Genomic DNA, 15,380 nt, shown 5'->3' with positions numbered 1-15,380 from the left:
ACGGAGGCTACATTGCCGAAAACCGAAAGCCTTTAGGTTTTCGGCTCCCTGCCGCCTGCCGTTCGCAGAAGGGTGCTCCCGCATGCCCGAAACGCCAGAGCCGCCGCAGCGGCCGAGATCCGGAACCGACCTGCGCCGCGGCGCGCTCGGTACCGCCGACATCTCCTTCTTCGTCGTCTCCGCCGCCGCCCCGCTCACCGTCATGGCCGGCGTCGCCCCCGTCGCGATCCTGCTCGGCGGCGTCGGCGCCCCCGCCGGCTACCTCCTCGCCGGACTCACCCTCACGGTCTTCGCCGTCGGCTTCACCACCATGAGCCGCCACGTCCGCAGCGGCGGCGCCTTCTACGCCTACATCGCCCGCGGCCTCGGCAAGCGCGTGGGCATCGGCGCCGCCCTGCTCGCCCTCATCGGCTACAACGGCATGGAGATCGGCGTCTACGGACTCCTCGGCACCACCACCGCCGACACCGGTCACGCCCTCGCCGGCCTCGACATCCCCTGGCTGCCCGTCTCCCTCGCCGGCCTGCTCCTCATCTGGTACGGCGGCTTCCGCTCCGTTGACTTCGGCGCCAAGCTGCTCGGCGTCCTGCTCGTCGCCGAGACCGGGATCCTCGTCCTGCTCGCGGGCGGCGTGCTCGTCGAGGGCGGCGCCCACGGACTCTCCGCAGGCTCCTTCGCCCCCGGCGCGGTGCTCGTCCCCGGCACCGCGGCCGTCCTGGCCTTCGCCTTCGCCGCGTTCACCGGCTTCGAGTCCACCGTCATCTACCGCCGCGAGGCCCGCGACCCCGACCGGAGCGTCCCGCGCGCCACCTACATCGCCGTCGCCTTCCTCGGCCTCTTCTACGCCTTCATCGTCTGGACCGTCATCCAGGCCTTCGGCTCCGAGGAGGTCCTCGCCGCGGCCGCCGACGACCCCGCCGGCCTCTTCTTCACCGCCATCACCACCTACGTGGGCCCCTGGGCGGCCGACCTGATGCACGTCTTCATCGTCACCAGCGTCATCGCCTCCCTCCTCGCCTTCCACAACGCCATCAACCGCTACGCGCTCGCCCTCGCCGAGGAAGGCGTCCTGCCCGCCGTCCTCGGCCGGATCCACCCGCGCCACGGCTCCCCGTACGTCGCCGGCGCGGCGCAGACCGCCCTCGGCGCCGTCATCGTCCTCGGCTTCGCCCTCGCCGGAGCCGACCCGTACCAGCAGCTCCTGCTCTGGGTGAACACCCCGGGCATGATCGGCCTCATGGCCCTGATGCTGCTCGCCGCCATTGCCGTACCCGTCTACTTCCGCCGCGTCCGGCACGACGAGGGCCCCTGGCGGACCCTGATCGCGCCCGTCGCCGCCGCCGTGCTGCTGGCCGTCGCGATCTGCCTCGTCGTCTCCAAGGTGGCCCTCTTCACCACGGCCTCCACCACCGTCAACACCCTCCTCGTGGCCCTCGTCCCCGCCGTGTTCCTCGCCGGTCTCGCCCTGGCCCAGCGCCTGAAGACCCGCCGCCCCGAGGTCTACGCCCGGTTCGCGGAGGAGCCCGGCGAGACCGCGGAACCCGGCGGACCCGCAGCCGCGGCAGCCCCCGCAACGCCCGAGGGACACGGGGCGTCCGAGGCGCCCGTGGCGTCTGCGTAGCCCGCAGCCCGCAGCACCTGCAGAGCCCGACCGGCCCGCAGCACCCCGTCCATCCCGACCAGCCCGAACCCCCACAAGGAGCAGAGCCGTGCCCGCTGCCGACACCGTCCTCACCGGAGCCCGCGTCCGCACCCTCGACCCCGCCCGCCCCGAGGCCCGCGCGGTGGCCGTCCTCGGCGGCGAGATCGTCGCCGTCGGGGACGAGGCCGACGTCCGCGACTGGCGCGGCCCCGGCACCGAGACCCTCGACCTCGGCGGAGCCACCCTCACCCCCGGCCTCACCGACGCCCACAGCCACCCCGTCTGGGGCATCGAGATGGCCACCGGTACGGACCTCTCCGCCGTCACCGACCTCGACCAGCTCCGCGCCACCCTGCGCACCGCAGACCGCGGCCCCGGCGGCTGGGTCACCGGCTTCGGCCTCGACCACAACGCCTTCGGCGGCCGCCCCGTCGACAAGGCCCTGATCGAGGAGGCCCTCGCCGGAGCCCCCGCCTTCCTGCGCCTCTACGACGGCCACTCCGCGCTCGCCTCCGGCGCGGCCCTGGCCGCCGCCGGGATCACCGGCCCGCGCGCCTTCGCCCAGCGCTCCGAGATCGTCTGCGACCCGGACGGGCGGCCCACCGGCCACCTGATCGAGCACGCCGCGATGGACCTGGTCGGCTCGCTCGCGCCGAAGCCCACGTACACCGAGCGCCGCGAACGCCTCACCGGGCTGCTCTCCGACATGGCCGCCACCGGCCTGACCGGCGCGCACGTCATGGACCTCGGCGACGGGGACGTACCCGCCCTGCTCGCGACCGCCGAGTACGAGGGCGATCTCCCGCTGCGGCTGAACCTCTCGCCCTGGTGCATGCCCGGAGCCACCGGGGAGGACCTGGAGGAGCTCATCGAGCTCCAGCGGCTCCTGGGCCGGCACTGGAAGGTCGGCGGGGTCAAGTTCTTCATGGACGGCACCGTCGAGGGGGGCACCGCCTGGCTGGAGCACGCCGACTGCCACGGCCGGGGCACCGACGCCTTCTGGCCCGACCCGCAGGCCTACGCCGAGGCGGTACGGGTCCTCGACGCGGCCGGGGTGCGCACCGCGACCCACGCCATCGGCGACGCGGCGGTCCGGCACGTCCTGGACACCGTCGAGTCGCTCGGCCCGCGGGGCCGGATGCGGCACCGGATCGAGCACATCGAGACGGTCCCCGACGGCCAGCTGAACCGGTTCGCGGAGCTCGGGGTGATCGCCTCGATGCAGCCGCCGCACACCGCGTACACCCGGGCCGACCACAGCGACGAGTGGTCCAAGCGGCTGGGGGAGGAGCGCGCCGGCCGCGCCTGGCGCTGCCGGGACCTGCGCGAAGCCGGCGCCGTGCTCGCCCTGGGCTCCGACTGGCCCATCGCCCACTACGACGCCCGCCAGGTCCTGGCCACCGCCCGCGCCCCGCGCGGCGCGGCCTCGGCCGGTACGGGGGCCTGGACCGGGGCGGCCCTGAGCGGGCTGATGGCCCTGGAGGGCATGACCTCGCACGCGGCACTGGCGGCGGGGGAGGAGGCCGTCGCGGGACGGATCGCGGTCGGCTTCCGGGCGGACCTGACGGCCCTCGGCCTGGACCCGGTGGAGGCCCCGGCCGACGAACTGGCGGCGGCCCCGGTCCGGCTCACGATGTCGGGCGGCCGGATCACCCACAGGGCCGGGTGAGCGGCCGGCACCGCTGAGGGGGCGCGGCTCAGTCGCGGAAGCGGGCCAGCGCCGGATGGTTCAGTACGGCCGCCGCCACCGGGTGGCGGCCGGTCTCCTCGGGCCGGCGCGGCAGCCGGTGCGGGAGCGATCCGTACCAGGAGCGGGAGACGGCGTAGCCGAAGGCCAGGCAGAGCATGCCGCCGACGGCGTCGAGCCAGAAGTGGTTGGCGGTGGACACGATCACGACGAGCGTCGCCGCCGGGTAGAGCAGGCCCAGGATCCGGGCCCAGGGGGCGGAGGCGACCGCGAAGATCGTCAGCCCGCACCAGAGCGACCACCCTATGTGCATGGACGGCATGGCCGCGTACTGGTTCGACATGTGCTTGAGGTTGCCCGAGGCCATGGAGCCCCAGGTGTGGTGGACCAGCACGGTGTCGATGAAGGTGGGCCCACCGGAATCCTGCCCGTTCATCAGGCGGGGCGGCGCGAGCGGGTAGAAGTAGTAGCCGACCAGGGCCACGCCCGTGGTGGCGAAGAGGACGAGCCGCGTCGCCGCGTAACGCCCGGGATGAAAACGGTAGATCCAGACCAGTACGCCGATGGTCATGACGAAGTGGAGCGTGGCGTAGTAGTAGTTCATGCCCACCACGAGCCAGGTCACCGAATTGACGGCGTGGTTGACCCGGTCCTCGATGGCGATGCCGAGGCTCTGCTCCACCTTCCAGATCCAGTCGGCGTTCGCGAGCGCGGCCGCCTTCTGCTCGGGCACGGCGTTGCGGATCAGCGAGTAGGTCCAGTAGCTGACCGCGATCAGCAGCACCTCGAACCAGATCCGGGGTCGCCGGGGGACGCGCAGCCTGGAGAGCAGTGCACGCTCGGACGACTCCGGGCGGTCCTGGCTCTCGGTCACGGGGGGTGACGAGACGTCCGTCCGGGTATCCAGTGTCTTCACGCTCGCTTCACCCATAGGAAAAGAGTCTGCCAGATGCGGACTCGCCTCCGATCATCCCTTGGGACGGTCTTGGCCGCAGCCCCTCAGCCTCGAGAACGAGCGGAGGCCTTACGTCCCTAGGGGAAACGGCAGGGGCGCCCGTCAGGGGCGTGCGGGTCCGCGCGCGGGTCCGCGGCCCTGGTGGGGCCCGGAGGCGGTCGAGCCGCGGACGACCAGCTCGGGGAGGAACACGAACTCGCTGTGCGGGGCCGGCGTACCGCCGATCTCCTCCAGCAGGGTCCGCACCGCGGCCTGGCCCATGGCCTGCACGGGCTGCCGGATGGTGGTCAGCGGCGGATCCGTGAACGCTATGAGCGGGGAGTCGTCGAAGCCGACCACCGACACGTCCTGCGGGACCCTGAGGCCCTGCTGCCGGGCCGCCCGGATCGCGCCGAGCGCCATCATGTCGCTCGCGCACACCACCGCCGTGCAGCCGCGCGCGATCAGCGCCGCCGCGGCGGCCTGGCCGCCCTCCAGCGTGTAGAGGGAGTGCTGGATCAGCTCCTCGATCTCGTCCTCGCCGAGCCCGAGCCGTTCCTTCATGCCCAGCCGGAAGCCCTCGATCTTGCGGACCACCGGCACGAACCGCTTCGGTCCGACGGCCAGCCCGATCCGGGTGTGCCCGAGCGCGGTCAGGTGGGTCACCGCGAGCTGCATCGCGGCCCGGTCGTCGGGGGAGACGAAGGGGGCCTGCACCTTGTCGGAGAATCCGTTGATGAGGACGTACGGGACGCCCTGCCCGCGGAGTTGGTCGTAGCGGCCCATGTCGGCGGTGGTGTCCGCGTGCAGTCCGGAGACGAAGATGATCCCGGAGACCCCGCGTTCGACGAGCATCTCCACGAGCTCGTCCTCGGTGGACCCGCCGGGCGTCTGCGTGGCCAGCACCGGGGTGTAGCCCTGCCGGGTCAGCGCCTGGCCGATGACCTGGGCCAGCGCCGGGAAGATGGGGTTGTCGAGCTCGGGCGTTATCAGGCCGACGAGTCCCGCGCTGCGCTGGCGCAGCCGTACGGGGCGTTCGTAGCCGAGCACGTCGAGGGCGGCCAGCACGGACTCACGGGTGCCTGCGGCCACACCGGGCTTGCCGTTGAGCACGCGGCTGACTGTGGCTTCGCTGACCCCCGCCTGGGCTGCGATGTCGGCTAGCCGTGCGGTCACGGGATTGGACTGTACCGGTCGGACGTTCACAATGACCACCACGTGCACGAATCCGGGGGAAGCCGGACGGTCCGGCCGTCCGTCTCCACCGGCGCACTGGACAGGACGGGCCGTCCGGGCGAGGGCATCTCGAGCGGGACCGGGCGGGTGTTGAGGGTGCACGCGAAGCCGGGGCGGGTGAAGAGCAGCACCCCTTCGGGCGCGGGCAGCCACTGCATGCCGGACTCCGCGGCCCCGGCCGTGGACCCGGGTGAGGCCCCGGCCCCCGTCGTTTCCGCTCCCGCCGCCGGGAGCCCCGCCTCTGGCGCCCCGAGGCCCGGCATCGCGCGGCGCAGTTCCAGGGCGGCGCGGTAGAGCTCCAGGGTGGAGTGGGGGTCGCCGGTCTGCGCGGCGACGCTGAGGCCGCCCCAGCCGGCCGGCTGCGGGAGCCAGCTCCCGGCGGGCCCGAAGTCGTACGGGGGCTCCGCCCCGGACCACGGGATCGGCACGCGGCAGCCGTCGCGCAGCCCGTCCTGCCCGGAGCTGCGGGCGAAGGCCGGGTCCTGGCGGGCGGAGTCCGGGAGCTCCGTCACCTCGGGGAGGCCGAGCTCCTCGCCCTGGTAGACGTACGCCGATCCGGGCAGGGCCAGCATCAGCAGCGCGGCGGCCCGCGCCCGGGCCAGGCTGCCGTAGCGGGTGCGGTGCCGTACGACGTCGTGGTTGGACAGCACCCAGGTCGTCGGGGCGCCGACCGAGGTGGTGGCGGCGAGGGACTCGTCGATGACGGTGCGCAGGGCGGTGGCGTCCCACGGACAGTTCAGGAACCGGAAGTTGAAGGCCTGGTGCAGTTCGTCGGGCCGGACGTAGAGCGCGAGCCGCTCGGAGGTGGGCGCCCAGGCCTCGGCGACGCCGATCCGCGGGACCTCGTAGGAATCGAGCAGCCGCCGCCAGGAGCGGTGGATGGCGTGGACGCCGTCCTGGTCGAAGAAGGGGAGCGGCTCGATGCCGATGAGGGTGGCCTGCGCGCCGCGGCCGATGTCCGGCAGACCCGGGGCCTTGACCATGCCGTGGGCCACGTCCACCCGGAACCCGTCGACGCCGAGGTCGAGCCAGAACCGCAGGACGGCGGAGAACTCCTCGGCGACCTCCGGGTTCTCCCAGTTCAGGTCGGGCTGCTCGGGGGCGAAGAGGTGCAGGTACCAGGCGCCGTCAGGGGTCCGGCTCCAGGCGGGCCCGCCGAAGACCGACTCCCAGTCGTTGGGCGGGAGCTCCCCGCAGGCACCCCGGCCGGGGTGGAAGTGGTAGCGCTCGCGGGCTCCCGGCTCCCCGGCCAGCGCCGCCCGGAACCAGGCGTGCTGCTCGGAGGTGTGGTTCGGGACCACGTCCACGATCACCCGCAGCCCCAGCGCGTGCGCGGCGCGGATCAGGTCGTCGGCGTCGGAGAGGTCCCCGAAGAGCGGGTCGACGGCCCGGTAGTCGGCGACGTCGTAGCCGCCGTCCGCCTGGGGGGAGACGTAGAAGGGGGTCAGCCACACCGCGTCGACCCCGAGCCGGGCCAGGTGGGGCAGGCGCTCGCGGACCCCGCGGAGGTCGCCGATCCCGTCGCCGTCGCTGTCCGCGAAGGAGCGGACGTACACCTGGTAGATGACGGCATCGCGCCACCAGCCGCCGCTTGCGGTGGCGTTGCTGGAAGCGCTTGCAAGCCGGGAGGCCGTCAACTCGTGGGTCATATCGGGTCAACGCGCGCACGCACCCCCTGGTTGCGGGCCCGTACCGTCGAAGACGGTTCGAACTAACAGCAAGCTGCGGCAACCGTCCGGACACGCAGATGTAACGATCCCCCCTTCTTGCAGAAAGTTCCCGCAAGGTCTTTCGGTCGGCTTTCAGGCTTGTTACGTTCTCGGCAACTCGGAACCGCGAGGCGCGGCCGGGATCATCGAAGGAGTTCATATGCGGCGTGGCATAGCGGCCACCGCGCTGGTCGCGGCTCTGGCGCTCGCGGCGACGGCTTGCGGCGGTGACACCAAGGACGGCAGCGAAGGCGCCAAGGCCGACGGGGAGCTCTCCGGCACGGTCACGTGGTGGGACACCTCGAACGACGCCGAGAAGGCGTCCTTCCAGAAGATCGCCGAGGCGTTCACCGCCAAGCACCCCAAGGTGACCGTCAAGTACGTCAACGTCCCGTACGGCGACGCGCAGAACAAGGTCAAGAACGCCTTCAGCAGCGGCTCCGAGGCCCCCGACGTGATCCGCGCCGACGTGGGCTGGGTCGCCGACTTCGCCTCCCTCGGCTACCTCGCCGAGGTTCCGGCCGACACGGCCAAGAAGATCGACACCGAGTTCCTGCCCCAGGCCGCGGCCAGCGGCAAGTACGAGGGCAAGACCTACGGCGTCCCGCAGGTCATCGACACCATGGGCCTCTTCTACAACAAGAAGATGCTCGCCGACGCCGGCGTCGAGCCGCCCAAGACGCTGGAAGAGGTGAAGACCGCCGCCGCGGCCATCAAGGCCAAGACCGGCAAGGCCGGCCTCTACCTGCGCGGCGACGACTCCTACTGGTTCCTCCCCCTCATCTACGGAGAGGGCGGCGACCTCGTCGACGCGAAGACCAAGACGGTCACCGTGGACAACGCCGCGGGCGTCAAGGCCTTCAAGGCCGCCCGCGACCTGGTCACCTCGGGTGCGGCGATCACCAACGCCACCGACGGCTGGACCAACATGCAGACCGCCTTCAAGACGGGCGAGGCCGCAATGATGATCAACGGCCCCTGGGCCGTGGCCGACACCTACGCGGGCGACCAGTTCAAGGACAAGGCCAACCTCGGCATCGCCGCCGTCCCGGCAGGCTCCGTCAAGGCGGGCGCCCCGCAGGGCGGCCACGACCTCGCCGTGTACGCGGGCTCCAAGAACATCGCCGCCGCGAACGCCTTCGTCGACTACATGACCTCGCAGGAGGTGCAGGTCCAGTCCGCGAAGGAGCTGAGCCTGCTCCCGACCCGGACGGCCGCCTACGAGCAGCCCGACGTCAAGTCCAGCGAGATGGTGCAGTTCTTCAAGCCGGCCGTGGACAAGGCCGTCGAGCGCGCCTGGATCCCGGAGAACGGATCCCTCTTCGAGCCGCTCAAGGTCGAATACACCAAGGCGATCACCGGGGCGTCGAGCCCGGAGGACGCGGCCAAGGCCGCCGGCGCCGAGTTCCGCAAGATCCTCAAGGGTTGGAAGTAACGAAACCATGGCTGCTCACACCAGCCAGTCGGTGGCGAAGGCCGCGGGCAGCGAGACCGGTCCTGATGCCGGTCCCGCCGCCCGCGGCCGGAGCCGCAGGACTGACAAGAGGACGGGACGCGGCGCCGGCGGGAGCAACCGCCCGGGGCTGAAGCGGGCGCTCGCCACCCACTGGTACGCCTGGGCCATGATCACCCCCGTGGTGCTCGTGCTCGGCATCATCATCGGCTGGCCGCTCGTCCGCGGCGTCTACCTGTCGCTGACCGACGCCACCGAGCGCAACGTCAGCCGGACCATCGGCGTCAACCACATCGAGGCGACGTACCAGTTCGTCGGACTCGACAACTACGCCGACGTCCTCGCCGACCCGGTGTTCCTGCAGCGGCTGGTGTGGACGGTCGTGTGGACCGTCGCCTGCGTGTCGATCACCTTCGCGCTCGGCCTGGGCCTCGCCACCGTGCTCAACCGCGAGTTCAAGGGACGCGCCGCCTACCGGATGGCGCTCATCCTTCCCTGGGCCGTGCCCGGATTCGTCTCCGTCTTCGCCTGGCGGTTCCTCTTCAACCGCGACAACGGCATCCTCAACAAGATCCTCGAAGGCGGCGGCATCTCCGCCGTACCGTGGCTCGACGACCCGACCTGGGCGAAGATCGCGGTCATCGCCGTCAACGTCTGGCTCGGCATCCCCTTCATGATGGTCGCCCTGCTCGGCGGCATGCAGTCCATCCCCGGCGAGCTCTACGAAGCGGCCGAGATGGACGGGGCGACCCCCTGGCAGCGGTTCCGCCACATCACCCTGCCGGGACTGCGCACGGTCAGCATGACCGTGATCCTGCTCTCCACCATCTGGACCTTCAACATGTTCCCGGTGATCTTCCTGCTCACCCGGGGCGGCCCCGGCGACTCCACCGAGATCCTGGTGACCCAGGCGTTCCGCGAGGCGTTCGTGACCAGCCCGCGCGACTTCGCGGTCTCGGCGACCTGGGGCGTACTGATCCTCCTGCTGCTCACGATGTTCGCGCTGGTCTACCGGCGGTCGCTGCGCAAGCAGGGAGAGGTGTGGTGACCGTGACGACGACCGAATCTGTGAAGGCCGCCTCCGGACGGCCCCGCGGCAAGCGCTCCCCGCTCGCCTCCGCCGGACTGCACGCCACCCTGGCCATCGCCTCCGTGATCGCCGTCTTCCCGGTGCTGTGGATCCTGCTGACCTCGCTCAAGCCCGCGAAGCACGCCATCTCCACGGACTTCGTCAAGGAACCCACCCTCGACAACTACCGCTACCTGGTGGAGTCGACCTCCTTCCTCAGCTGGTTCGGCAACTCCGTCCTGGTCGCCGGCATCACCACCGTCCTCGGGGTGTTCATCGCCGCCACCACCGGATACGCCGTCAGCCGCTTCAAGTTCCCCGGAATGAAGCCGCTGATGTGGACCCTGCTCATCACGCAGATGTTCCCGATGGCCATCCTCATCGTCCCGCTCTACAACCTCATGGGCGACCTGGGGCTGCTGAACCAGCCGATCGGCCTGGTGATCACGTACCTCACCATCGCCGTGCCGTTCTGCGCCTGGATGATGAAGGGCTTCTTCGACACCATCCCGGTCGAGATCGACGAATCCGGCCGCGTCGACGGGCTCAACCCCTTCGGCACCTTCTGGCGCCTCATCCTGCCGCTCGCCAAGCCCGGCCTCGCCGTCACCGGCTTCTACGCCTTCATCACCGCCTGGGGCGAGGTCGCGTACGCCTCCGCCTTCATGGTCGGTGACGAGCACCTGACGCTGGCGGGCGGGCTGCAGACCTTCGTCACGCAGTACACCTCCAACTGGGGTGCGATGAGCGCGGCTTCCATCCTCATCGCCATCCCCGCGGCGTTCTTCTTCCTCTTCGCCCAACGTCACCTCGTCGCCGGGATGACGGCAGGCGCGACCAAGGGCTGACCAGCCCCGCGCGCACGGGCCGACCACCCGATGCCTGCCCCCTCTCACCCCCGGCCCGATCTCCCCAAGGACGACATGACCCAGCACCTCGCCGCCGAAACCTCGTGGGACGGCCTCCCCACCTCCACCGGCACCCTGCCCGGCTGGTGGAGAGAAGCGGTGATCTACCAGGTCTATCCGCGCAGCTTCGCCGACTCCAACGGGGACGGCATGGGGGACCTCGAAGGCATCCGCAGCCGACTGCCGTACCTGAAGGAACTCGGCGTCGACGCCGTGTGGCTCAGCCCCTTCTACGCCTCCCCGCAGGCCGACGCCGGCTACGACGTCGCCGACTACCGGGCCATCGACCCCATGTTCGGCACCCTCCACGACGCCGACGCCGTGATCCGCGAGGCACACGGACTGGGCCTGCGGATCATCGTCGACCTCGTCCCCAACCACTGCTCCGACCAGCACGAATGGTTCAAGCAGGCGCTGAGGGAGGGGCCGGGTACGCCGCTGCGCGAGCGCTTCCACTTCCGCGCGGGCCGCGGCGCCGACGGCGCCGAGCCCCCGAACGACTGGGAGTCCATCTTCGGCGGACCCGCCTGGACCCGGGTCGCCGACGGGGAGTGGTACCTGCACCTCTTCGCGCCCGAGCAGCCCGACTTCAACTGGGAACACCCGGCCGTCCAGGACGAGTTCCGCTCGATCCTGCGGTTCTGGCTCGACCTCGGCGCCGACGGCTTCCGCATCGACGTGGCGCACGGCCTGGTCAAGGCCCCCGGCCTGCCCGACCTGGGACGGGGAGAGCAGCTGAAGCTGCTCGGCAACCAGGTGCTGCCCTTCTTCGACCAGGACGGCGTCCACGAGATCTACCGCTCCTGGCGCAAGGTGCTGGACGAGTACGCCGGCGACCGGATCGGCGTGGCCGAGGCCTGGACGCCGAGCGCCGACCGCACGGCCATGTACCTGCGGCCCGACGAGCTCCACCAGGCCTTCAACTTCCACTACCTGAACACCGGATGGGACGCGCAGGCGCTGCGCGCCACCATCGACGAGTCCCTGGACGCGATGCGCCCGGTGGGCGCGCCGACGACGTGGGTGCTGTCGAACCACGACGTGGTGCGTCACGTCACGCGGTACGGGGGAGGGGAGCAGGGCCTGGCCCGGGCGCGGGCGGCCGCGCTGCTGATGCTGGCCCTGCCCGGATCGGCGTACGTCTACCAGGGCGAGGAGCTCGGCCTCCCCGAGGTGCTCGACCTCCCGGACTCCGCCCGCCAGGACCCGGCCTTCTCCCGCGGCGCGGGGCAGGACGGGCTGCGCGACGGCTGCCGGGTACCGATCCCGTGGTCGGGCACCGAAGCCCCGTACGGCTTCGGCAGCGGCGAAGGCGACGCCGGCAGCTGGCTGCCGCAGCCGGCCGAGTGGGCTGGCCTGAGCGTGGCCGCGCAGACCGGCGACCCGGCCTCCACCCTGGAGCTCTACCGGGCCGCGCTCCACCTGCGCCGCTCGCACCCGGAGCTGGGCGCGGGCGACGCGGTCCAGTGGCTGGAGGCCCCGGCGGGCGTCCTGGCCTTCCGCCGGGGGGACTTCACCTGCACGGTCAACACCACGGCCGAGCCGGTACGGATGCCCGCGCCGGGCACCGTACTGCTGGCGAGCGGGGACCTCTCCGACCCGTCGGAACTGCCGGCCGACACGGCGGTGTGGTGGCGGGGATGACCTCCCCGCTGCGGCTGACGGACATCGCCGCGCAGGCCGAGGTCAGCGAGGCGACCGTCAGCCGCGTGCTCAACGGCAAGGCGGGCGTGGCGTCCGGCACCCGGCACAAGGTGCTGGCCGCCATGGACCTGCTGGGCTACGAGCGCCCGGTCCGGCTGCGCCGGCGCAGCAACGGGCTGGTGGGGCTGGTGACGCCCGAGCTCACCAACCCCATCTTCCCGGCGTTCGCCCAGGTCATCGAGCAGACCCTCGCGAGCCACGGCTACACCCCGGTGCTGTGCACGCAGACCCCCGGCGGGGCCACCGAGGACGAGCTGGTGGAGCAGTTGGAGGAGCGCGGGGTGACGGGGATCGTGTTCCTGTCCGGCCTGCACGCGGACTCCTCGGCCGACCCTTCGCGCTACCAGAGGCTGGCGGCGCGGGGGGTCCCCTTCGTGTTGATCAACGGCTTCAACGAGCAGGTCCAGGCCCCGTTCATCTCCCCGGACGACCGCGCGGCGGCGGAGATGGCGGTCCGCCACCTGGAGGACCTGGGCCACCGCAGGATCGGCCTGGCCATCGGTCCGACGCGCTACGTCCCGTCGGCGAGGAAGGAAGCCGGGTTCGTCGCCGCCCTCCCGGCGGCGGCGTCCGAAGGCCTGATCCAGCGCACCCTGTTCACGGTCGAGGGCGGCCACGCGGCGGGCGGAGCCCTGCTGGACCGCGGCTGCACGGGCATCGTCTGCGGCAGCGACCCGATGGCCCTGGGCGTCATACGGGCCGCCCGCGAACGGGGCCTGCGCGTCCCGGAGGACGTCTCGGTGGTCGGCTTCGACGACTCCCCCCTGATCGCCTTCACCGACCCCCCGCTGACCACGGTCCGCCAGCCGGTCCGCGCCATGGCGACGGCAGCGGTGGGCGCCCTCCTGGAGGCCGTGGCCGGCACCCCGGTCCAGCGGACCGAGTACGTCTTCCAGCCGGAACTGGTGGTCCGCGGCTCCACAGGGCAGGGGCCCGGGGTGGAGTAGGGGCGGCCGGGTCTGCGATGCCCGCGCGTCCTTCGGGCCGTGGTCGTCCCGACCCGTGGCGCATGTCCTTGCAGGTGATGAACAGCGAGCGAAATCAGCGCTCGGGAACGTACGCCCACCAACCCCCGTCGGGTTGGTGGGCGTTCGCGTGCCCGCCCCGCCCCGCCTCGACTCGGCCCGGAAACAATTCTGCAATCTCTTGCGCAAGGTCTTGCAGCGCTTCCGCCGGGCACCTACGGTCGCTGCAATCCCCGACTCGGCCGTGACCGGTCCCCACCCGGTCCTGCGCCTCTCCGCCAGGAGGAACACCGCATGCCCACCCGTGCCCGCGCCGCCAGAGCCGCCGCCGCGCTGCTCTCCGTATCCGCCGTCACCGCCGTGGCCGCCCTCGCCGTCGTCGGGGGGACCGCCCCCCGGGCCGCGGCCGCCGCGCCGGGCGAGAAGGACGTCACCGCCGTCATGTTCGAGTGGCGGTTCGACTCCGTCGGGAAGGCCTGCGGGGAGAGCCTCGGGCCCGCCGGCTACGGCTACGTCCAGGTGTCACCCCCGCAGGAGCACATCCAGGGCGGCCAGTGGTGGACCTCGTACCAGCCCGTCAGCTACAAGATCGCCGGTCGGCTGGGTGACCGCGCCGCCTTCAAGGCCATGGTCGACGCCTGCCACGCCGCCGGCGTGAAGGTGGTCGCCGACTCCGTCATCAACCACATGGCGGCCGGGGACGGCACCGGCACGGGCGGGAGTTCGTACACGAAGTACGCCTACCCGGGCATCTACTCCGGCGCCGACATGGACGACTGCCGGTCCTCGATATCGAACTACCAGGACCGCGGGAACGTCCAGAACTGCGAGCTCGTGCAGCTCGCCGACCTGGACACCGGCGAGGACTACGTACGCGGGCGGATCGCCGCCTATCTGAGCGACCTGCTCTCGCTCGGCGTCGACGGCTTCCGCATCGACGCCGCCAAGCACATGCCGGCCGCCGACCTCGCCAACATCAAGTCCCGCATGACCAACCCGAACGCCTACTGGAAGCAGGAGGCGATCTACGGGGCGGGCGAGGCGGTCTCGCCCGCCGAGTACCTCGGGACCGGGGACGTGCAGGAGTTCCGCTACGCGCGGGACCTCAAGCGGGTCTTCCAGAACGAGAACCTCGCCCACCTGAAGAACTTCGGCGAGGCCTGGGGGTACATGCCTTCGGGGCAGTCCGCCGTCTTCGTCGACAACCACGACACCGAGCGCGGCGGCGACACCCTCAGCTACAAGAACGGGTCCGCCTACACGCTCGCCAACGTCTTCATGCTCGCCTGGCCCTACGGCTCCCCGGACGTGCACTCCGGCTACGAGTGGACCGACCGCGACGCCGGACCGCCCAACGGCGGCACGGTGAACTCCTGCTACACCGACGGGTGGAAGTGCCAGCACGCCTGGCAGGAGATCTCCTCCATGGTCGGCTTCCGCAACTCCGCGCGCGGCCAGGCCGTCACGGACTGGTGGGACAACGGCGGCGACCAGATCGCCTTCGGGCGCGGAACCAAGGCCTACGTGGCGATCAACCACGAGGGTTCGGCGCTGACCCGGACGTTCCAGACCTCCCTCCCGGCCGGCGCCTACTGCGACGTGCAGAGCGGGCGGGCCGTGACCGTGGACTCCGGCGGGCGGTTCAGCGCCACCCTCGGGGCCGGGACGGCCGTCGCCCTGCACGTGGGCGCCCGCACCTGCGGCGGCGCCACGCCGAGCCCGACGCCCACGCCGAGCCCGACGCCCACGCCGAGCCCGACGCAGACGCCCGCCACCGCCGGCGCCTCCTTCGCCGTCAACGCCACCACCGTGCTCGGCCAGAACATCTACGTCACCGGTGACCGCGCCGAGCTCGGCAACTGGAACACCGGCACCGCCCTCAAGCTCGACCCGGCGGCCTACCCCGTCTGGAAGCTCGACGTCACGCTCCCGCCCGGCACGGTCTTCGCGTACAAGTACGTCCGCAAGGACGCCGCCGGCAACGTCACCTGGGAGAGCGGAGCCAACCGGTCCGCCACGGTCCCCGCCAACGGCAAGGTCACGCTGACCGACACCTGGCGCAACTGACCCTCC

Annotated in this window: 11 protein-coding genes; 8 read left to right on the top strand and 3 right to left on the bottom strand. The window is 71.7% G+C overall.

Annotation, left to right across the window (positions count from 1 at the left end):
- Positions 1 to 82: 82 nt before the first annotated feature.
- Positions 83 to 1,621, top strand: coding sequence for an APC family permease (locus ACZ60J_RS15055; RefSeq protein ID WP_469682042.1), 1,539 nt, complete (start codon positions 83 to 85; stop codon positions 1,619 to 1,621).
- 88 nt (positions 1,622 to 1,709) lie between these two features.
- Positions 1,710 to 3,311: an amidohydrolase gene (locus ACZ60J_RS15050; RefSeq protein WP_469682041.1), complete on the top strand. Its 1,602-nt coding sequence runs from the start codon at positions 1,710 to 1,712 to the stop codon at positions 3,309 to 3,311.
- Between the two features lie 28 nt (positions 3,312 to 3,339).
- Here the strand turns inward: ACZ60J_RS15050 and ACZ60J_RS15045 are convergent, their stop codons facing one another.
- The 3 genes from ACZ60J_RS15045 to ACZ60J_RS15035 form a co-directional block, all read right to left on the bottom strand.
- Positions 3,340 to 4,260 (bottom strand): phosphatase PAP2 family protein, encoded by a 921-nt coding sequence (locus tag ACZ60J_RS15045; protein WP_469682040.1) that lies wholly within the window; start codon positions 4,258 to 4,260, stop codon positions 3,340 to 3,342.
- Between the two features lie 126 nt (positions 4,261 to 4,386).
- Entirely contained in the window at positions 4,387 to 5,439 is a 1,053-nt protein-coding gene (locus ACZ60J_RS15040) for a LacI family DNA-binding transcriptional regulator (RefSeq protein WP_469682038.1), read from the bottom strand.
- 26 nt (positions 5,440 to 5,465) lie between these two features.
- Positions 5,466 to 7,148, bottom strand: coding sequence for a glycoside hydrolase family 13 protein (locus ACZ60J_RS15035; RefSeq protein WP_469682037.1), 1,683 nt, complete (start codon positions 7,146 to 7,148; stop codon positions 5,466 to 5,468).
- 220 nt (positions 7,149 to 7,368) lie between these two features.
- On the opposite strand from ACZ60J_RS15035, the gene ACZ60J_RS15030 reads away from it, so the two are divergent.
- The 6 genes from ACZ60J_RS15030 to ACZ60J_RS15005 all read left to right on the top strand — a co-directional run bounded on the left by ACZ60J_RS15030 (position 7,369) and on the right by ACZ60J_RS15005 (position 15,374).
- Positions 7,369 to 8,643, top strand: a complete 1,275-nt coding sequence (locus ACZ60J_RS15030) for an extracellular solute-binding protein (protein WP_469682036.1) — start codon at positions 7,369 to 7,371, stop codon at positions 8,641 to 8,643.
- Between the two features lie 7 nt (positions 8,644 to 8,650).
- The gene (locus tag ACZ60J_RS15025) at positions 8,651 to 9,709 is read left to right on the top strand and encodes a carbohydrate ABC transporter permease (protein ID WP_469682034.1); all 1,059 of its coding nucleotides are present in this window, start codon (positions 8,651 to 8,653) and stop codon (positions 9,707 to 9,709) included.
- Positions 9,706 to 10,578, top strand: a complete 873-nt coding sequence (locus tag ACZ60J_RS15020) for a sugar ABC transporter permease (protein ID WP_469682033.1) — start codon at positions 9,706 to 9,708, stop codon at positions 10,576 to 10,578. The genes ACZ60J_RS15025 and ACZ60J_RS15020 overlap by 4 nt, the downstream gene beginning before the upstream one ends.
- Positions 10,579 to 10,653: 75 nt before the next feature.
- Complete coding sequence (locus tag ACZ60J_RS15015; RefSeq protein ID WP_469682031.1) at positions 10,654 to 12,282, top strand: glycoside hydrolase family 13 protein; 1,629 nt, start codon at positions 10,654 to 10,656, stop codon at positions 12,280 to 12,282.
- A complete protein-coding gene (locus tag ACZ60J_RS15010) occupies positions 12,279 to 13,289 on the top strand; it encodes a LacI family DNA-binding transcriptional regulator (protein ID WP_469682029.1) in 1,011 nt (336 codons plus the stop codon). Before ACZ60J_RS15015 ends, ACZ60J_RS15010 begins: the two co-directional genes overlap by 4 nt.
- A 312-nt stretch (positions 13,290 to 13,601) precedes the next feature.
- Entirely contained in the window at positions 13,602 to 15,374 is a 1,773-nt protein-coding gene (locus ACZ60J_RS15005; protein ID WP_469682027.1) for a carbohydrate-binding module family 20 domain-containing protein, read from the top strand.
- Positions 15,375 to 15,380: the final 6 nt, after the last annotated feature.

The sequence above is a fragment of the Streptomyces sp. NPDC104226 genome (assembly GCF_055584085.1).
Note: the sequence above shows the minus strand (reverse complement) of the source record. Positions and strands in the feature narration are given on the sequence as shown.